The 18543-nt window shown below is 68.8% G+C and carries 19 protein-coding genes; 5 read left to right on the top strand and 14 right to left on the bottom strand.

Translation table 11 applies throughout. From position 1 onward, the window contains the following. Positions 1–28: 28 nt before the first annotated feature. The 14 genes from EV651_RS05855 to EV651_RS05790 form a co-directional block, all read right to left on the bottom strand. On the bottom strand, positions 29–697 hold the full coding sequence (locus EV651_RS05855) for a DUF1707 domain-containing protein (protein WP_133782786.1): 669 nt from the start codon (positions 695–697) through the stop codon (positions 29–31). 137 nt (positions 698–834) lie between these two features. Further along, complete coding sequence (locus EV651_RS05850; RefSeq protein WP_238156686.1) at positions 835–2055, bottom strand: MFS transporter; 1221 nt, start codon at positions 2053–2055, stop codon at positions 835–837. Continuing rightward, the gene (locus EV651_RS05845) at positions 2052–2861 is read right to left on the bottom strand and encodes a Rossmann-like domain-containing protein (RefSeq protein WP_133782784.1); all 810 of its coding nucleotides are present in this window, start codon (positions 2859–2861) and stop codon (positions 2052–2054) included. The genes EV651_RS05850 and EV651_RS05845 overlap by 4 nt, the downstream gene beginning before the upstream one ends. A 30-nt stretch (positions 2862–2891) precedes the next feature. After that, positions 2892–3950, bottom strand: coding sequence for a pyridoxal-phosphate dependent enzyme (locus tag EV651_RS05840; protein WP_202870177.1), 1059 nt, complete (start codon positions 3948–3950; stop codon positions 2892–2894). After that, positions 3947–5479 carry an ABC transporter ATP-binding protein gene (locus EV651_RS05835; RefSeq protein WP_133782782.1) on the bottom strand — a complete coding sequence of 511 codons (1533 nt, stop codon included), beginning with the start codon at positions 5477–5479 and terminating at the stop codon, positions 3947–3949. Before EV651_RS05835 ends, EV651_RS05840 begins: the two co-directional genes overlap by 4 nt. Continuing rightward, positions 5476–6243, bottom strand: a complete 768-nt coding sequence (locus tag EV651_RS05830) for an ABC transporter permease (protein ID WP_238156685.1) — start codon at positions 6241–6243, stop codon at positions 5476–5478. The genes EV651_RS05835 and EV651_RS05830 overlap by 4 nt, the downstream gene beginning before the upstream one ends. A gap of 68 nt (positions 6244–6311) precedes the next feature. Then, entirely contained in the window at positions 6312–7250 is a 939-nt protein-coding gene (locus EV651_RS05825; protein ID WP_133782780.1) for an ABC transporter permease, read from the bottom strand. Next, positions 7251–8792, bottom strand: coding sequence for an ABC transporter substrate-binding protein (locus EV651_RS05820; RefSeq protein ID WP_133782778.1), 1542 nt, complete (start codon positions 8790–8792; stop codon positions 7251–7253). A 235-nt stretch (positions 8793–9027) separates the two neighbouring features. Further along, entirely contained in the window at positions 9028–9510 is a 483-nt protein-coding gene (locus EV651_RS05815; protein ID WP_133782776.1) for a MarR family winged helix-turn-helix transcriptional regulator, read from the bottom strand. A 43-nt stretch (positions 9511–9553) separates the two neighbouring features. Continuing rightward, positions 9554–10540, bottom strand: coding sequence for a copper resistance D family protein (locus EV651_RS05810; protein ID WP_238156684.1), 987 nt, complete (start codon positions 10538–10540; stop codon positions 9554–9556). Beyond that, positions 10537–11043, bottom strand: a complete 507-nt coding sequence (locus EV651_RS05805) for a copper resistance CopC family protein (RefSeq protein ID WP_133782774.1) — start codon at positions 11041–11043, stop codon at positions 10537–10539. The genes EV651_RS05810 and EV651_RS05805 overlap by 4 nt, the downstream gene beginning before the upstream one ends. Before the next feature lie 2 nt (positions 11044–11045). Then, positions 11046–11729: a YcnI family protein gene (locus EV651_RS05800; RefSeq protein ID WP_133782772.1), complete on the bottom strand. Its 684-nt coding sequence runs from the start codon at positions 11727–11729 to the stop codon at positions 11046–11048. A 48-nt stretch (positions 11730–11777) separates the two neighbouring features. Beyond that, positions 11778–12296 (bottom strand): hypothetical protein, encoded by a 519-nt coding sequence (locus EV651_RS05795; RefSeq protein WP_133782770.1) that lies wholly within the window; start codon positions 12294–12296, stop codon positions 11778–11780. A gap of 52 nt (positions 12297–12348) precedes the next feature. Further along, positions 12349–13182, bottom strand: coding sequence for an alpha/beta fold hydrolase (locus tag EV651_RS05790; RefSeq protein ID WP_202870175.1), 834 nt, complete (start codon positions 13180–13182; stop codon positions 12349–12351). A gap of 78 nt (positions 13183–13260) precedes the next feature. Between EV651_RS05790 and EV651_RS05785 the strand changes: the two genes are divergently transcribed. From EV651_RS05785 to EV651_RS05765, 5 genes are all read left to right on the top strand, one after another. Beyond that, positions 13261–13782: a SigE family RNA polymerase sigma factor gene (locus EV651_RS05785; RefSeq protein ID WP_133782766.1), complete on the top strand. Its 522-nt coding sequence runs from the start codon at positions 13261–13263 to the stop codon at positions 13780–13782. Next, positions 13779–14552, top strand: a complete 774-nt coding sequence (locus EV651_RS05780; protein WP_133782764.1) for a hypothetical protein — start codon at positions 13779–13781, stop codon at positions 14550–14552. Before EV651_RS05785 ends, EV651_RS05780 begins: the two co-directional genes overlap by 4 nt. Before the next feature lie 20 nt (positions 14553–14572). Further along, entirely contained in the window at positions 14573–15409 is an 837-nt protein-coding gene (locus EV651_RS05775; RefSeq protein ID WP_133782762.1) for an ROK family protein, read from the top strand. A 123-nt stretch (positions 15410–15532) separates the two neighbouring features. Beyond that, positions 15533–16213: a pentapeptide repeat-containing protein gene (locus EV651_RS05770; RefSeq protein ID WP_238156683.1), complete on the top strand. Its 681-nt coding sequence runs from the start codon at positions 15533–15535 to the stop codon at positions 16211–16213. 58 nt (positions 16214–16271) lie between these two features. Further along, the gene (locus EV651_RS05765; protein ID WP_133782760.1) at positions 16272–18488 is read left to right on the top strand and encodes an NADP-dependent isocitrate dehydrogenase; all 2217 of its coding nucleotides are present in this window, start codon (positions 16272–16274) and stop codon (positions 18486–18488) included. The last annotated feature ends 55 nt before the right edge of the window (positions 18489–18543 follow it).

Here is an 18543-nt window from a genome sequence, read left to right as displayed (position 1 = left end):
CCGGAGCGCCGTACCGCACCCGAATTGCTCAGTGCCCCAGCTGGCCGTGCCCCTTGAACTTCTTGCCGTGGCGTTTGGCTGAGGACTGGCCGCCGACGCCGCCGAACAGGGCGAGGCCCTTGACCACGACGACGGGGGCGTTCGGGTCGGGGTCGTCGCTGCCGCGGGCGCCGAAGCCGCCGAAGATGCCGACGCCCTCGTTGCGCACCGTCACGCCTTCCGGGACGGTGATGTCGATGCCGCCGAACACCGCGAACGCCCAGATCGTCACCTCGCGCCCCTCGAAGACCGCGTTGGTCATGTCGAGGTCGTGCCCGCCGAACACCGCGAACGCGTTGGTACGGCGCTTCACCCGCCAGCGGCCGTTCCGCTCGCCGCCGCCGAAGATCGCCACCATCGTGTCGAAGCTCTGCTCCGGGTCGGCCGGCTCCTCGATCGGCACCAGGCTGGTCGAGGCGCCCGCCGCGGGTTGCGCCGCGGGCGCCGGCTGACCGGGTACGACGAGGTCGCGGGTGATCGGTTCGAGCTCGCCGAGGGTCTTCGCCTCCAGCGTCTGCTCGAGGCGCTCAGCGTGCTCCTCCTGCGTCAACCGGCCCGACATCAGGGCCTCCCGCAGTACGTCGACCACCTGATCACGATCAATGTCGGACGCCCGCAGATGCGCGTGCGGGTGCGGGCGGTCGGGCAGGTTCTCCATGAAACGGAACGATATATCGCAATCGGCTCGCTGAGGACCCCGATAAATCCCCGAATCGCCCCTGATCCACGTCGTCCTTGAGCACCCGTCGACCGTTTTCGGGGTGCCCAAATGGTTGACGGGTGCTCAAGGATGCTTCACTCCGGCGCGCGGCGGATGCGGAGGGCGAGAAGGAGGGCGGTGGTGGTGATGGCCGCGAACGTGATCGCCGTACCGGGGTAGCCGCCGAGGCCCAGGCCGAGGCCGCCGATCGCGGCGCCGAGGAACGTGCCGAGGCTCATGCCGGCCGCGTTGACGCTGAGCGCGGATCCGCGGAGGTCACCGCTGCGGTGGACCAGCAGCGTGGTGACACAGGCCGCGACCGTTGCGTGGCCGGCGCCCATGAGCGCGGTGATCAGCAGCGTGAGCGGAAGCGTCGGCGAAAAGTAGAACGTGGAGACTGCGAGCAGCGCGACGGTGATGCCGCCGACGAGCAGTCGTTCGGGGGTAATCCACGGGCGAGCGGTGGCGAGGTACCGGCCGGCGAGGAGGTTGCCGAGGAAGAACGACGCGCCACTCAGCGACCAGACCAGCGCGAACCAACCCGGCGCAAGGTCGAACTTCTCGTCGTAGAACGCCGCGAGGTAAGCGAGGTAGCCCATGAAGGCTGCTGTCCGCAGCATCGCGATGGCCAGTAGCGGGAGCGCGCCAGGGATCCGGGCAAGTTCGCGGTACGTCGCCAGGTAACTCATCCGCTCCCGGTTGGTGATCGGCGCCTTCCGCCCGCGCCCGCGCCAGAAGAAGGCGCCCGCCAGGACGAGTGAGATCGCTGCCGCCGCCAGCAGGTTGCCCCGCCAGCCCCAGATCAGTCCCGGCCCGGCGAGCACCGGAGCCGCCAGCATCGCCATCGCGGACGTCGTCGCCGACACCAGCGTCGCCGCACGGCCCGCGGCGGCCGGCGACCTGAACCGATCCGCGGCCGCGGCCCCGATCGACGGCGCCAGGATCGAGGTCGACGCCCCGATGAGCAGGCAGAACGCGGCCAGCGCAAACACGTTGCCCACAGCCCCCAATGCGGCCGAGACGCCCAGCAGCGCGAGCCCGCCCGCAGCGACCAGCTCTCGCGGCGCGCGATCCATCAGCGGCGCCAGCACCACACCAACTGCTAGCGCTGCTAGCCCACCGAGCCCGCGCAGTCCACCGATCTCCGCAACGCTCCCACCGGCGGCCTCGGAGATCGGCACCAGATACATCCCGAACACCGTGAACGGGATCAGACTCACCGTCGACGCCAGCAGGAAAGGCCACAGCCGGCGGGCCATCCGAAGATCGCCCGGGACTGCAGCCGCGGGTGCGGTGAGGTTCTGCTGGGTGCTCATGTTTCCGTCCTGTAGCGATAGAGGCTGCTCGGGCGGGAGCTGAACTGGGAGAAGGGAAAAGGTTCCGCGGAAAGCGCGGTCACGCCGGCGCCGAGGAACGCACGGGCGACCGCACTGCCGGTCTGGGCGTAGACGGCGAGCGGCTTCGCTTGCTCACGGCAACGAGTAAGGAGTACGTCGAAGCTGCCGTTGGACAGTGTCATGCCGGTGGCGACGACCGCGTCGGCTGCGTCGATCACCTCGATCATGTCGAGGGAAACCGGCAGGCCGGAGGCGGTCTCGCGGAGGTTGAAGTCGCACGGGAGACAGACGCCGCCGCGGTCCGTGATCGCGTCGACGAGCGGGTTCACGACCCCGATCAAGGCGATTTTGGTGCCTTCGGCAACGTCCAGCAGTCCGGCGACAGCCGCGTCACGGGCGCGTGCGCGAACGTCCGGCGTACCTGCGGGAAGGACGACCTCCTCGGCGTACGGCGCGGTGTGGTGCGGCTCGACCGCGGCCAGGTAAGCGTCCAGCGCGGCGATCCGGACGGGGAGCGGGTCGCTGGAGGACAGTACGTCGGCGAGTGTGCGGCCGGAGGTATCGGCGCAGTACGCCGGATCGAGCTCACCCGACTCGAAGGAGCATGCGCCGAACACCTCTCCTACACGCAACAGCACGTAGTAGTTCCGGTAGGTGACGTCGGCGCCGGGCAGACGCGTCGTGTGATGCAGCCAGAACGCACTGGTGATGTCGAGGTCCGCCGGTGACGGACCACGCGATCCGGCGAGTACCTCTGCGGTCAGATCAGCCACGGAACTGGTCATGGGGCCCTCCCGGGGTTGTCGTGCCTCACATTAATGCGACGGAGTCGCAGATGGAAACTCCTCGCGGTGAACCTGAGCGGATTCCCGCCGGTCCCACGACATCGCCGACCAGGGGACCGCGAGTTCGTCCAGCGAGTCGATCTCTCGCGGTCGCATCGATGCCATCGGCCGCGCCTCGGCGTGCCGGGCGAAGGCGGACTCGACGTACCGCGTGCCGGTGTCCGCGGCCAGGAAAACGTGTTTCCGGCCGCGGTCGCAGTTGTGCTCCCACAACGCCGACAGGTACGCCGCCCCGGCGGACAGCCCCGCGAAAACGCCGGACGTGCGGAGCAGATCCACCGCCGCCGACATCGCGTAGTCGAACGAGACCCAGTGCAACCGGTCGTACAGCTCGTGCCGCACGTTCCGGAACTCGATGGAGCTCCCGATCCCCGCGATGATCATCTCCGGGTCCTGCGTGTGGCCGGCCCCGAACGTGATGCTCCCGAACGGCTGCACGCCGACCAGGTTCACGTCCCGGCCGCGCTCCCGCAGGTAGGCCGCGATCGCGCCGGTCGAGGCGCCCGTACCGACACCGCCGACCAGGCACAGCGGACCGGTCGGTACCAGCTCCGCCACAAGATCCGCGATCGCGCCGTAGCCGAGGTAGTGGATGTCGTCGTGGTACTGCTGCATCCAGTGGTACGTCGGGTTGTCGCGGAGGATCTCGCCGATCCGGCGGACGCGGAGGTTCTGGTCGAGCTGCAGGTTGTTCGACGACGGCACCTGCTCGATGGTCGCGCCGAGGATCTCGAGCTGGATCTTCAGTGTCCGGTCGACTGTCGTGGAGCCGACGATGTGGCATTTCATCCCGTACCGGTGGCAGGCGAGCGCGAGCGCGTGCGCGTAGATCCCGCTCGAGCTGTCGATCAGCGTGTCACCGGGCCGGACCTGCCCGGTCTCCAGCAACCGGCGGACGGCGCCCAGCGCGGAGTACACCTTCATGGTCTCGAACCGCAGGCAGATCAAGTCGTCCCCGGTGCCGGAACTGACGCGGATCGGGTCCGGGTCCTTGATGGCCTCCGCCAGGTGGTCGTGCAGTCGCGTCATCGGCGCGGTTCGCTCCTTGAGTCGATGGTCAGCACGGGCGGAGATTGGGGGTGGCCGAGGCGAGTGGCTGCGACCAGCCGCCGGGTCAGCTCGTGGTGTGGCTCGGTGGTGATCGTCGCGGGCGGGCCCTGTTCGACCACCCGGCCGGCGTCGAGGACCAGGACCCGGTCCGCGACGGCGGCGACCAGGCGCAGGTCGTGGCCGATCCAGATCAGCGCCGTACCGCGGTCCTTGAGCTCGGCCAGGAGGTCGAGGACGAGCGCCGTACCGTGATCGTCGAGGGCGGTGGTGATCTCGTCGCAGATCAGTACGTCGGGATTCGCTAGCACTGCTCGCGCGAGGGCTGCGCGTTGGAGCTCGCCCCCGGACAGGCGGCTCGGTGGACGAGCGGCGGTGATCGCGGCGACGCCGAGACGCGCGAGTGTAGCGACAGCCTCGGCGTATGCCTTGTCCGGCGCGAGTCCGCGGAGGCGTTGCGCCGTACGGGCGACTTGCTGGTCGACGGGACGGCGTTCGTCGAAGGATCCGCGGACCTCCTGCCACACGTACTGGACGCGGCGGTGCTGGTCGCGGGTGCGTTTCCGGAGGACCGGAAGCGGTTCGTCGTCGAGCAGGATGGTGCCGGTGTAGCGCTCGTGCAGGCCGGCCAGGCAGCGGGCCAAGGTGGTCTTGCCGCTGCCGGAGCGGCCGACGACTCCGAGACAGGCGCCGGCGCGGACGGCGAGGTCGGCCTCGTGCAGGACGACATCGCGCCCGCGGGGACGCAGCGAGGCAGAGAGGTTCATTGCCGTTAGCAACGGTTGCCCGGCGGCAGAGGTTCCCGTGACTTTCAGGTCCGGGGCAGGCGGGAGGACGTCGGTGGCGATCACCTGACCGGCATCGAGGACGACGACGCGGGACGCGAGGGCGCGGACCAGGTCCAGATCGTGACTGAGCAGCAAGATGCCGAGACCGGTGGCGGCGAGGTCTCTGAGTTCGTGGACGAGTTGCCATCGGGTGATCGAGTCGAGACCGGTGCTCGGTTCGTCGAGCACGAGTACCTTCGGCCGGCAGGTGAGCGTCTGCGCGAGTGCCACTCGTTGCCGCTGGCCACCGGAGAACTGATACGGAAAACGTTTGAGGGTTCCGCGGTCTCCGGGCAACTGCGCCGCGCGGACGGCCTCGCGGGCGTCACCGTCGTGCAGCTTCGCCAGCTCATGCAGCGTCGTACCGATTCGCCGGGCCGGGTTCAGCGCGCTGCCGGGATGTTGCGGCATGTAGGCGACGACGCGGCCGCGTACCGTCGGCGCGGCGGCAGTCACTCCGTTGCTGTCGACAACCAGCTGGCCGTCGACCTCGACGTGTCCGCCCAGTTGTACGCCGTCACCATGTTCGCCTAGCAGTGCTAGCGCTGAGGTGGTCTTCCCCGACCCAGAGGCGCCGACAAGAGCAGTCACCTCCCCCGCGACGACCTCGAACGAAACCCCGTCCACGAGCAGCGTGTCTCCCGCGGTAGCGGACAGCCCGGTCACGCGCACCACCGGCGTCATCGCGTGCTCTCCACGAGGCGGCGTGACCTGTGGACGAGGTGGTCGGCGAGAAGGTTGAAGCCCAACGTGAACGAGACGAGAAGGAGCGCCGGGGCGAGGACCGACCAGGGTTGGAGGAGCAGTCCTTCGCGGTTGCGGGACACGCTGACTGCCCAATCCGGCGCAGTCGGGCTCAGACCGAGCCCCAGGAAGTTGACCGAGGCGACGAGGAACACCGCGAGCGTGATCCGGGTGCCGAGATCCGCCGCGACCGGGCCGAGGACCGAGCGTCCGACGTACCCGAGCTGGATCGTGAACCACGATTCCCGCTGCATCCGAAGCGCCTCGACCACCGGACCGCTGGCCGCGTCCAGAGCGGCCGCGCGAACGAGCCGTGCGACGGTCGGGACGTTCACCATCGCTACGGCCACGGTGATCGCGATCGCGGACGCGCGCCAGCCGACGGCGACCACGCTGATCACGAGGAGGGACGGGAGCGGCAGGAGTACGTCGAGGGGTCGCATCATCCCCTCGTCCAACCACCGATGCCGGGTCGACGCGGCCGTCAGTCCGATCAGTCCGCCGACCAGATACGCCAGCACCACCGCACCGATCGCCATCCCCAACGCCGACCGCCCGCCGACCAGCAGCAACCCCAGAACATCCCGGCCCAACCCATCCGTCCCCAACACGCCCTCGGACGAGTAGGGCAGGCCGGGCCGAGCGTCGTAGGGCAGGAGTGGTCCCAGCACCGCGACAACCAACGGCACCGCGACCAATCCCACCGATACACCCACTGACACGCCGCGCGGCATCCGCAGGCCTCGCTCGCTGGCGACACCCTCGCGCGGGCTCATCGGAGCAGCGCCGTTCGAGGGACCAACCGGTTGCAGACGAGGTCTGCGCCAAGGTTGATGAGGAGGGCCGCGACGGCCAGCACGAGCGTCAGGCCCTGGACGGTCGGGATGTCTCGGGTCTCCACGCCGTCCACGAGGGCAGTGGCGAAGCCAGGGATCGCGAAGATGGCTTCGACGACCAGGACACCGCCCAGAAGCGTGTCACCGGTGCGGGCGAGCTCTTGGACGCCGGGAACGGCCGCGTTCGGGAGGACGTGGCGGAGAAGGAGTTGACGGCGCGGGATGCCGAGCCGCCGGGCTTGCGTCACGTACTCGGCGTTCAGAGCAGCCACCGTCCCGGCGCGGACCTGACGCGACAGCAGGCAGACCGTCCGGCCGAAGAGTACGGCGATGGGAAGAATCAACAGGGCCGGCGAGGACAGGAGATTGCCGCCGATCCACGTCGCCGGCAACCAGCCGAGTTTCAGCGAGAACACGGCGACCAGGACGACCGCGATCACGAAATCCGGGATCGCCGACAACGCCAGCGTGATCGAGGTGATGGCACGATCGACGTGCCCGTTCTCACGCGTCCCCATCACGATGCCCAGGGCAACGGCCAACGGTACGACGATCGCTAGCGTTGCTAGCGTGAGGACGAGCGTCGCGCCGATCGAGTGCCGCACGATGTCGACCACAGGTCCCCCGCTGATCAACGACGTACCAAGATCGCCGGTCAGCACATCGCCCAGCCAGTGCACGAATCGCTCGACCGGCGGCTGGTCGAGACCGAGTTCCGCCCGAAGCGCAGCGACCTGCGACGGCGTCAAGGTCTCGGTGAACCGCAGGTCCGCCGCATCCCCCGGCAGCAACGACGTCAGGACGAACACGAGCACCGAGAGCACAGCCAACTGAACGATCGCGAGCCCCGCCCGCTGGGCGGCGTACCACCGCATTCAGGCCAGCCACACCTTGTCGAACCGGCCCTGGTCCAAGGTGTTCGGCGGCACCGCCTGCACCCCCTGCACCTTCGACGACACCGCGATCAGGTAGTCCGGCAGACCCCACGCAAGGATTCCGCCCTCGTCCCGCACGGTCTTCTGCAGTACGCCGTACCGCCTGGAACGCTCGGTCTGGTCCGTCACCGCCCGCGTCGCCGCGAACGCGGTGTCGAACGCCGGCCGCCGCCAATGCGTCACGTTGAACGGCGAATGCGACAGCAACCGATCGGTGACGTACTGCGGAATCGGCATCGCCCCCGACCGATGGTTGCCGATAGCCCCCTTCGTGAGCAGGTCCTTCGCGTACGTCTGCGGGCTCCCCGTCGTCACCTTCAACCGCACCCCCGCCTCCGCGACCTGCTCCGCGAACAAAGTCGCCGCCTCGACGAACCCCGCCGACGCGTCCGCGGTGAAGATCTCCACCTCTTTGCCCGCCAGCCCGGCCTTCTTCAGCAAGCTCCGCGCCTGGTCGACATCACGCTCGCGGGCCGGCAGATCGGCCGGGTAGTACTGATACCCCTTGCCGAACAGGTCGTTCCCCACCTCACCCCGCCCGGCGAGGACCACGTCCACCAGCCGCTGCCGGTCCGCGACCAGCTTGAACGCGAGCCGTACGTCGGGGTTGTCGAACGGCGGCCGGTCGACCTTCATCACGAACGCCTGCATCGTGCTGGCCTTCGCCGCCACAATCCGCACCGCCTTCCCGGCCTCCGCGGTGCGCGCGAACGTCGCGGTCATGTCGTTGGCGTACTCCGCCTGACTACCTTGTACGGCGTTCGCCCGCGCCTCGGAATCCGCCGACAGGATGTGCAACTCCTCGATCCGCGCGGGCTCGTCCCAGTAGTCGTCGTACCGCGAAGCGACCATCGAGCGGCCGGCCTCGAACGACACGTACCGGAAGGCTCCCGTGCCGACGGGCTTGGTGGGATCCTTGAACCCGTTCCGCACGATCTGCGTGCCGATTCCGGCCAGCAGCGCGGGGAACTCCGCGTTCGGCTGGGTCAGCACCAGCTCGACCGTCGAGGGCCCGATCGCCTTGCTGCGCTTGAGATCCAGCGTCGCGAGCGACGACTGCGCAACCCGCTCCGGTACGGCGGGATCCACGATCCGGGCGATGCTGTACAGCACGTCCTCGGCGACGAGTTTCGCGCCGTCGTGGAAGGTCGCGTCGCGGAGGCCGAACCGCCAGGTGGTCGCGGTCCCGTCGTGTTCCCACTTCGACGCGAGCCGCGGGACCGGCTTCAGATCCGGGCCGAGTTCGACCAGCTTCTCGTAGATCGCCTTGTGCCGCGCGATGTCCACGAACAGGCTCTGCACGTGCGGGTCGAGCACCTCCTTCGCCCCGCCACCGGCGTACACGGCCCGCAACCGTCCGCCCTGCTTGGGTTGCGCGGCCGCACCTCCGTCCGCCCCACAACCGGTGATCGCCGCCAGCCCGGCAACCCCGGCCATCCCCAGGAACCCACGCCTACCCAAAGCCTCGGACACGCGCCACATCCTCACCTTTAGTGAAAACGATTGTCAAATCCAGCGCGCATCTGAACGAGACGTCAACATTCTTTCGGGCTCACTTCACCCACCGCCCGCCGTAACGGCGTGTCACAGTCACAGTGCGCTCCGCCATCTCACGGGTCGACCCCGGTACGTCGAGAAACCACTCGCCACGCGCGGGGTTGGGGAGGTCTTCGTGCCGATCCGGGCGGGTAATCCTCCCCAACCTCGATGGGTTGAGCTACTCGTCGCAGTCCGGGGCGGTGCAGGTGGTGGGGAGGTTGGCGGCGATGCGGTTGAGGAGGGTGGTGAGCTGGGTCTGCTCGTCCGCGGTCAGGTGGTCGAGGAAATAGGTGCGGACGGCGGCGACGTGGTCGGGGGCGGCGGATTCGATCGCCTTGCGGCCGAGGGCGGTGAGGCGGACCATCGAGCCGCGTGCGTCCGAGGTGCATTCCTCACGGGTGACCAGGCCGCGCTTCTCCATCCGGCTGACCTGGTGCGACAAGCGGCTGCGTTCCCAGCCGACCGAGCGGCCGAGGTCGCGGGTGCGGAGCAGGCCGTCGTCGGCCTCGGACAACGGGTGCAGCAGTGCGTAGTCGGCGCCGGACAGACCCGAGTTCGTGATCATCCGCGCCTCGAGCGCGCGCATCAGTTCGCGATGCGTGTCACGGTACGACTGCCAGAGCCCCGCCTCCTGCGCCCCGAGCCACTCCGGTTCCTTCATCCATCCATTGTACGGACGGACGTTGACATGTCACCGACTCACGTCAAGGGGTGCGCGACAGGGCGACCGCGAGGCCGATCGTGCCGGCCATCACCGCGAGTTCCAGCACTGCTAGCTGCCGGAACGCCCCCGCGTCGCCGGTCGCCACGCGCGGGATCGTGCTCTGCCGATGCAGCCAGCCGATGAACACCAGGAGCGCGAACGCGAGCGTCTTCCCGAGCACCAGAACGCCGTACCCGGATGTCACCCATTGCGTGATCAGCCCCCAGCCGTCCTCGCGACCGCCCAGGTGGATCTCGGCGGTGAGGAGTCCGGTGATGCCCATCGTCACCGCGCAGACGAAGGCGAGCGTGCTGAACAGCTCAACGGCCTCGCGAGAGCGCGTGTAGCGCAGTACCGCACCCAGCCCGCCGATCCAGGCGGTCGCGGCGACGACGTGGACGACGAGCGATGCGGTGGCGAGGACGGACCACAGGCTGGTGCGATCTATCGCGCCGTGGCCGGTGAGGAGCGGTCCGATAAGGGCAGCGATCGTGAGTACGGCGGCCAGTCGGGCCGTGCGCAACGTCTTGGTACCGCTCAAGATCACGGCGAGTACGGCGGTCAGCACGACAGCGACTGCCAGCGCGCGGACCTGGGTCAGCCGGCCGGCCGAGTCGGCGTGCTCAGCGAGATGGGACAGCGGGATTCCGAGAATCACCGTCGCAGTCGCAATCAGTCCGCCGATGCTCGCGACCGCCCAGATCCCGGCGGCCGCTGCGGCATCCTGACAGGCGCGGATCGCTTTGTTTCCGAGCTTTCCGTCCTTGGCGGGCAGGAACAGTACGACGGCCAGCACAGCTCCCCCGGTTGCCACCGCGGCTGCGTCCGCGAGGATCCGCAGTACCGGAACCGCCCAGGAGACAGCGAGACCGGCGCCGAGCAGGCCGTCCGCTGCCCGCTTCGGCGCACCACCGGCGGCGAACAGCCCCGCCACCATCACAACGATGCCGGTAGCAACTATCCCGACCGGGACGAAGGCACGTTTCACGAGGCCGGCCGGCGGCGGACGATCACCACGGCCAACGCCACGACCACGAGCATCACCAGGCACATCGCGACGATCGTCACCGTGTTGGAGTTGCCCTCGGACTGCGCCGGAGCATCGGCCGGCTGGGTCGCCGGATGGCCGGCGTGCGTGACGGTGAAGGCGCCGCTGACCGTGATCGGGTGGCCGTCGGACGAGACCACGCGGGCCTCGACCGTGTACTTGCCGGCCTCGATCATCGCGCCGACCGGCTGGGTGACCGTGTTGTCGACCACCTGGACATCACCGTTCGCGACGTCCGTACCGCTCGGAGACTTCACGAGCACCTGCGTCCCATTGGCCCCGACCGGCTCGTTGAAGGTCAGCACCACCTTCGTCGGCGGCGCGGCCATCGACGAACCGTCGGTCGGCGTCATCGACTCGAGCTTGGCGTGCGCCGCCGCCACGCCGGCGGAAGCCACCAGCGTGAACAGCGACGCGACCAGTACCGCGAACAATCGGCGCACGGCTACTGCTTCTCCACAACAGCCGCGGCACGACGAGGCCGCAGCCCGAAGGCCAGACCGAGCAGCCCGACCAGCAAACCGCCGCCGCCGAGCCAGCGCGCCAACGTGTCCGAAGAATCCACAGAGGTCGTCGCCGCAACCGGCGTGATCGCCGCCGCCAGCCTCAACGTCGGCGCCGGGTGTTCGGCCTCGGCGCCGTCCTTGGCGACGTCGGCCCACTTCACCACTTCACCGTCGCTGTACGTCTGATCCGCCGGGAAGCTCAACGCATCCACGCCTTCGGGCAGCTTGCCGACCGACAGCGAGAACTCGTCGAAGTCGTTCGGTGGGATCCCGGCCGCGGTCGCGGTCCAGGTGACCGTGGTGATCGCCTTGGTCAGCGTGACGTCACCGACCTTCACCGCTGCCGGCAGCTTCTCTTCCTTCTTCTCCACCTTCCATCCGTCCTTCACCTGCGCACCCACGTGCGCGAACGGATGGTCCTTGGGCAACGAGACAACGAGCTTCGTGGTGCTGGTGTTGTCCGACTCGGTCGGCACGCGGAACACCAGCTTGGCGTACCCGCCGGGCTTGGCGTCCGGCGACGACACCGTGACATGCGCCGACGCCGAACTCGCGGCGCCGATCACGACAAGCGCGGAGGCCGCGACGATCGCGCCGGCGCGCAGGACAAATCTCCTGGGCATGAGAGAACCTTTCACAGGCATACGAGTAGTCCGGCGCGAACGGCCGGCTCAGAAAGCTGCACTTACTCGTACGCCGGGTGGACCGCGCCCGGAGATGCTCGTACCGAGCCGGGATCCGGTCGGGGTCCACGCCGCGAAGAAAACGTGTTCCTCGTCGACCCGGCGTACCGGGCGCGACACCGGCAGCTCGGGCAGCAGTCGCGCGAACACCCGCCGTACGCGATGGACCCACCGGTGCGCCTGGCTGATCGCGAGCACGCCGGCCAGCAACGCACCCAAGTGGGTAGTCGTCATCATCAGGCTGCTCGCGATCGACATCCCGTGATGCATCGTCATCGAGTCCAGCGCGACATGTACGAACAGCTGCACCCCGGCCAGCACCAGCCCTGTCAGCAGCAGCTCACCCGCCAGGTACTCCCCGAGCAGCCAGCAGACGCCGGCCAACGCCACCAGCGGAGGTACGACGCCCAGCGGCACACCGCCACCCCCGACGAGCGCATGACCGACCACCGCCACCGCGACGCTCAGCGCCGCGACCACGGACGTCGTCCTGCTCTCGGTCGGCATGTGTATCCCCTCGCTCCAGTCACTCTACGGACTGGGGCGCCGCCTGGTTCCCTCAGTGCTGCGACGTGAACCGCAGGACGGCATCGCGGAACGCGTCCGGCTCCTCGACGTGCCCGAAATGACCGCTCTCCTTCAGCACCACGAGCTCGGCGTCGGGGATCCCGTCGGCCAGCTCACGGGCCGAGTTCTCCGGGCAGATGAAGTCCGCTGTCCCGACGAGCACCAGCGTCGGTACGGCGATCTCACCGAGCCGCCCGCGGATGTCCCAGAGCGTGTCCTGCCGGTTCGGGTCGACGGTGAGGTCGACCGTCTGCTTCCACTCCCCGATCCGCGGGTCGATCGCCTCGAAGTCGTTGAAGTACACGGGCAGCAGCCGCTTGAGCGTGTCGAGCTCGGCCTCGCGGCCGACCGGCTGCTCCTGCCACGCCGCGAGCACCTGCCCCGCGATCGGATCGCCGGCCGGCCGCGCCGCGACGTACGCCTCGAGGTTCTTGAACGCCTGCGCCCCGAGCTCCGGGCCGTTGTAGGCCATCGAGTCATAGGCGATCACGCCGCGCAGCCGCTCAGGGTGGTCGAGCGCGGTCTGCAACGCGACGAAGCCGCCGTGCGAGTGACCGAGCAGGAACACCGGCTCGGCGCCGAGATGTCGCGCAAGCTGCTCGACGAAGGACGCGTACCTCTCCATCGAATAGTCGCCGTCGGGGAGCAGGTCCGAGTTCCCGGTACCGACCGGTTCGAGGTACACCATCGTCAGGTGCTGCTCGAGGTCCGGCATCCGCAGGTAGGGCCAGTGCACCCCCGGTCCACCCGGATGCGCGATACACACCGGCCCACTGCCGTACACGTGGTAGCTGACCCGGACACCGTCGATCATGACTTGAGGCACGGGAAAAGTCTGCCGTAGTCGTGCAACCATTCATGCGGGCCACCACGTTTGACTCGGCATGACTGGGGAGCGCCGCGCGTGAGAGCGGAGACGGAACGGGACTATGTCGAGTTCGTGACGCATCACGCCAACTCTCTGTGCCGGACCGCCTACCTTCTGTGCGGCGACTGGCGGCGGGCCGAGGACGCGACCCAGGAGGCCCTGATCCGGCTGTACCGGGTCTGGGGCCGGATCCAGCGCAAGGGCGCGGTCGGTGCGTACGCGCGGAAGGTCGTGGTCTCCACCACTCTCGACGCGCTGCGCCGGAAGTCCAGTCAGGAGGTGGTCGGCGGCGACGAGTACTTCGCCAACGAGGCGGAGGCCGACGCGTTGGGCACCGTCGAGAACCGGCTGGTGATCACCAAGGCACTCGCCGAGCTACCGTCCCGCCAGCGCGCATGCGTCGTACTGCGGTATTTCGACGAACTGTCCGTCGAAGAGACCGCGATCGCCCTCGACTGCCGACCCGGAACCGTGAAGAGCCAGACGATGCGCGCCCTGGACAAGCTGCGCGCCCATCCGTCGCTGGCCGAACTCTCCGACCTGGTGGGGATGAAATGACGGGCGACCTGAAGACCTTGATGGACAAGGCCACCGACCGCGGTACGTCGTTCGCGCCCGACGTGACCGAACTGGTCGCGACCGGCCGGCGCCGGACCCGGCGCCGTCGCGCGATGCTGGGCGCAGGCACGGCCGTCGGCGCCGCGACTGCCGTGATCGCCGTACTGCTGGTGGGCAGGATCGTAGACCCGCAGACGAAGCCGCAGCCTGCCACCGTCGCTCAGCCTGCCGCGATCACCGACCTGTGCGCGAAATCCGACGATTTCTTCCGGACCGCGAACGACGACGCCTGGCGACGGCAAGTAGTCGCCGGCTGGACCGACAAGGTCGTCGAGGTGAGCGATGCCGACGGCGCGATGACGGTCCGCCGGTCGCCCGACGGATCGCAGTACGCGTACTGCGTGGCGGGGGTGCCGATCCAGAAGCAACCGCTGGGTGGGTTCGGCGCGACGCTGCTGAACGTCGGCATCGTCACGCGCGAGTACCAGATCCAGCGCTACTGGAGCATGGGGTGCGGCAACGAGCCGGTGGAGAGGGATTACCAACAGACCAGTTGCAGGGGTGTGCGGTACAGCTACGCGGGCCGGGTGCCGGAGGGAGTCACCCGGATCGCGTTCACCGGTCTCGGGCAGCAAGGCGACGCCACCGTCAAGGACGGGTACTGGGTGCACCGCGTCTACACGGACAACATCCTGAAGGGAAACACCGACCCTATCTACATCACCATGTACGACGACTCCGGGAAGCAGGTCTTCAAGGAGCGGTACTGACGTCCTGCGATGATGTGCGGATGGACGTAGCGGTGCTGGAGATCGGGGGAAGCCACGTCACGGCGGCCGTGGTGGCGCCCGGCACGTGGGACGTGACCGAGGTGGACCGGGCGAAACTCGAGTCGCAGCAGGCGGCCGAGGTGGTGGTCGAGCAGCTCGCGGAGACGGCCCGGAAGTTGCCGCTGGCAAACGGTCTGGCGGTCGCACTGCCCGGTCCGTTCGACTTCGCCACCGGGATCGCGTGGTACCGCGGGCAGGGCAAGTTCGACCAGCTGTACGGGTTCAACCTCGGCGCCGCGCTGAGCAGCGAACTCGGGATCGAGCGGTTGCTGTTCATGAACGACGCGGAGGCGTTCGCGGTCGGCGAGTGGACCGCGGGCGAGGTCCGCGGCGTCGAACGCTGCGTCGGCGTCACGATCGGCACCGGCATCGGTACGGCGTTCCTCGCCGACGGACGCGTGGTCCGCGAGGGCGACAGCGTCCCTCCGGGCGGTGAGCTCTACAAGACGACGTACGCCGGGAAGCCGCTGGAGGACTCGATCTCCGCGCGCGCGATCCTCCGCCGGTACGCCGAGAGCACCGCGACCGAATCGCCCGGCGTCAAGGAGATCGCCGACCAGGCCCGCACCGGCGACACCGCCGCGCAGGAGGTCCTGACAGCCTGCTTCACCGACCTGGCCGCCGCCCTCCACCCCTGGCTGGACCGCTTCGGAGTAACGCAGACGGTCCTCGGCGGCTCGATCTCAGGAGCCTTCGACCTGGTCGAGTCCGTCCTGGACTTCCCCGCCTCCGCCACGCGCGACACCGAGCATTCGGCCCTCGTCGGGGCGGCCGCCCACTACCTGCGGAGCGAATGACGGACCGCCAGGCCATCACAATCGCCCGAATCCGGCGACGCCCCGCGGGCGGCCGCTCCAACGGCGCAATTGTGATGGCCCGGGCGTCCGCCTGTTGTCGGTGGACGCCGCTAGGTTGACGGCATGCCACCCCGGAAACCCGCCGCGATCGCAGCGCCACGACTGCGCGCCGAGCTCGAGTCCACCTTGCCCGACGAGATCGAGGACGAGGAGCGGTTGCTCGATCTGGGCCTGGAGGACGTGGATCTCAGTGATCTGGAGGCCGAGCACCTCGAGATCAGCGGCTGCCGGTTCACGCGGAGCAAGCTGGCCGGATCCGACCTGGAGAAGCTGATCCTGGTCGACACGGAGCTCATCCAGTGCGACCTGGCGAACTCCCGCTGGTCCGACGTCGCCCTGACCCGGGTCGCGATCGCCGGCTCCCGGATGATCGGGTTCGCCGGACCGGGCGCGAACCTCCAGCACGTGACGATCCAGGACACCGTGCTCGACTTCGCGTCGTTCCGGTTCGCCAAGTTCTTCAAGGTCGAGCTCACCGACTGCCGCCTGCAGAGCGCCGACTTCGTCTCCGCCGACCTGACGGGCGCCGTGTTCCGGCGCTGCGACCTGTCCGGCGTGGAGTTCTCCCAGGTCAAGGCGGCCAAAGCGGTGTTCGTGGACTGCACCTGGGACGGCGCCAAGGGCCTCGCCTCGCTCTCCGGCGCGACCGTGGCGGCCGCCTCCCCCATCGACACACTGGCGTTCACCAGCGCGGTCACCGTCGCGAGCGGCATCACCCTGGCGCATCCCGACGACCTGGAGTAGGACCTAAGCGTGATCCGGCCCACGTAGGAGTACGACGTACGCCGGATAAGGTGGGCCCGTGACTGACTCGACGATCATCTACACCCACACCGACGAGGCTCCGGCGCTCGCCACGTACTCGTTCCTTCCTGTCGTCCAGGCGTACGCCGGCCAGGCCGGTGTCGGCGTGGAGACCCGGGACATCTCACTGGCCGGCCGGATCCTGGCGCTCTTCCCGGAGTACCTCCAGGAGGACCAGCGGATCGCGGACGCCCTCGCCGAGCTCGGCGAGCTGGCCAAGACGCCCGCGGCGAACATCATCAAGCTGCCGAACGTCTCGGCCTCGGTCCCGCAGCTGAAGGCCGCGATCGCCGAGCTGCAGTCCCAGGGCTACGCGCTGCCGGAGTACCCGGACGAGCCGAAGACCGACGAGGAGCGGGAGATCCAGGCCCGCTACGACAAGGTCAAGGGCTCCGCGGTGAACCCGGTGCTGCGCGAGGGCAACTCGGACCGCCGCGCCCCGGCCTCGGTGAAGAACTACGCCAAGGCCCACCCGCACCGGATGGGCGCCTGGAGCGCCGAATCGAAGACCAACGTCGCGACCATGGACAACGACGACTTCCGCGCGACGGAGAAGTCGGTCGTGATCGAGTCCGCGGGCTCGGTGCGGATCGAGCTGGCCGGTGACGACGGCACCACCACGGTGCTGCGCGAGTCGGTCCCGGTGCTGACCGGCGAGATCGTCGACGCGTCTGTTCTGCGCGTGGCAGCGCTGCGCGAGTTCCTGACCGCCCAGGTCGCCCGGGCGAAGGCCGAGGACGTGCTGTTCTCGGTGCACCTGAAGGCCACCATGATGAAGGTGTCGGACCCGATCATCTTCGGTCACGTCGTCCGCGCCTTCTTCCCGGAGACGTTCGCGCAGTACGGCGACGTGCTCGCGAAGGCCGGCCTGACCCCGAACGACGGCCTCGGCGGCATCCTGCACGGGATCGCGAACCTGCCGGAAGGCGCCGAGATCAAGGCCTCCTTCGACGCCGAGCTGGCCGCCGGCCCGAAGCTCGCGATGGTCGACTCGGACAAGGGCATCACCAACCTGCACGTCCCGTCCGACGTCATCGTCGACGCGTCGATGCCGGCCATGGTCCGTACGTCGGGGCACATGTGGGGCCCGGACGGCGAGGAGCACGACACCCTCGCCGTATTGCCGGATCACAGCTACTCCGGCATCTACCAGGTCGTTCTCGACGACTGCCGCGCGAACGGCGCGTTCGACCCGGCCACCATGGGCTCGGTGCCGAACGTCGGCCTGATGGCGCAGAAGGCCGAGGAGTACGGCTCGCACGACAAGACCTTCGAGATCCAGACGACCGGCACCGTCCGGCTGGTGAACCAGGCCGGCGACGTCGTGCTCGAGCAGGCGGTCTCGGCCGGTGACATCTTCCGCGCCTGCCAGACCAAGGACGCCCCGATCCAGGACTGGGTCAAGCTGGCCGTCAACCGGGCCCGCGCCACCGGCGACCCGGCGGTGTTCTGGCTGGACGAGACCCGTGCCCACGACGCCCAGATCATCACGAAGGTCCAGAAGTACCTGTTCGACCACGACACCGAGGGTCTGGACATCCGGATCCTGGCGCCCGTCGAGGCGATCAAGCTGTCGCTGGAGCGGATCCGCCGCGGCGAGAACACCATCTCGGTGACCGGCAACGTGCTGCGTGACTACCTGACCGACCTGTTCCCGATCCTCGAGCTGGGCACCAGCGCGAAGATGCTGTCGGTCGTCCCGCTGATGGCCGGCGGCGGCCTGTTCGAGACCGGTGCGGGCGGCTCGGCGCCGAAGCACGTGCAGCAGCTGGTCAAGGAGAACTACCTGCGCTGGGACAGCCTGGGCGAGTTCTTCGCGCTGGCCGCGAGCTTCGAGCACCTGGCCCAGGCGACCGGCAACGCGCGGGCGCAGGTCCTGGCCGACACCCTGGACCGGGCGACCGCCACGTTCCTGAACGAGGACAAGTCCCCGACCCGTCGCGTCGGCGGCATCGACAACCGCGGCAGCCACTTCTACCTGTCGCTGTACTGGGCACAGGAGCTGGCCGCGCAGACCGACGACGCGGAGCTGGCCAAGGCGTTCGCGCCGCTGGCCGAGACCCTGGCCACGAACGAGCAGACCATCGTCGGCGAACTGCTCGCCGTCCAGGGCAGCCCGGCCGACATCGGCGGCTACTACCACCCCGACCCGGCCAAGGCCGCCGCAGTCATGCGCCCGTCAAAGACCTGGAACGACGCTCTGGCTTCCCTGTAACCACCACACCGCACAACCGCCAGGGCGAGCCGACCAACCTCGACCCCAGACCTCG

It is taken from the genome of Kribbella sp. VKM Ac-2571, from assembly GCF_004362255.1.
Taxonomy (GTDB): domain Bacteria; phylum Actinomycetota; class Actinomycetes; order Propionibacteriales; family Kribbellaceae; genus Kribbella; species Kribbella pratensis.
The sequence above is the reverse complement of the archived record's forward strand: the minus strand, read 5'-3'. Positions and strand labels throughout refer to the sequence as shown.

What these genes read in the sequence shown, in the direction of transcription:
- EV651_RS05780 (WP_133782764.1), top strand. Translation starts at nt 13,779, where the DNA reads ATGACGGGCGACCTGAAGACCTTGATGGACAAGGCCACCGACCGCGGT.
- EV651_RS05845 (WP_133782784.1), bottom strand. Translation starts at nt 2,861, where the DNA reads ATGACCAGTTCCGTGGCTGATCTGACCGCAGAGGTACTCGCCGGATCG.
- EV651_RS05775 (WP_133782762.1), top strand. Translation starts at nt 14,573, where the DNA reads ATGGACGTAGCGGTGCTGGAGATCGGGGGAAGCCACGTCACGGCGGCC.
- EV651_RS05815 (WP_133782776.1), bottom strand. Translation starts at nt 9,510, where the DNA reads ATGAAGGAACCGGAGTGGCTCGGGGCGCAGGAGGCGGGGCTCTGGCAG.
- EV651_RS05850 (WP_238156686.1), bottom strand. Translation starts at nt 2,055, where the DNA reads ATGAGCACCCAGCAGAACCTCACCGCACCCGCGGCTGCAGTCCCGGGC.
- EV651_RS05795 (WP_133782770.1), bottom strand. Translation starts at nt 12,296, where the DNA reads ATGCCGACCGAGAGCAGGACGACGTCCGTGGTCGCGGCGCTGAGCGTC.
- EV651_RS05835 (WP_133782782.1), bottom strand. Translation starts at nt 5,479, where the DNA reads ATGACGCCGGTGGTGCGCGTGACCGGGCTGTCCGCTACCGCGGGAGAC.
- EV651_RS05840 (WP_202870177.1), bottom strand. Translation starts at nt 3,950, where the DNA reads ATGACGCGACTGCACGACCACCTGGCGGAGGCCATCAAGGACCCGGAC.
- EV651_RS05825 (WP_133782780.1), bottom strand. Translation starts at nt 7,250, where the DNA reads ATGCGGTGGTACGCCGCCCAGCGGGCGGGGCTCGCGATCGTTCAGTTG.
- EV651_RS05770 (WP_238156683.1), top strand. Translation starts at nt 15,533, where the DNA reads ATGCCACCCCGGAAACCCGCCGCGATCGCAGCGCCACGACTGCGCGCC.
- EV651_RS05820 (WP_133782778.1), bottom strand. Translation starts at nt 8,792, where the DNA reads ATGTGGCGCGTGTCCGAGGCTTTGGGTAGGCGTGGGTTCCTGGGGATG.
- EV651_RS05800 (WP_133782772.1), bottom strand. Translation starts at nt 11,729, where the DNA reads ATGCCCAGGAGATTTGTCCTGCGCGCCGGCGCGATCGTCGCGGCCTCC.
- EV651_RS05855 (WP_133782786.1), bottom strand. Translation starts at nt 697, where the DNA reads ATGGAGAACCTGCCCGACCGCCCGCACCCGCACGCGCATCTGCGGGCG.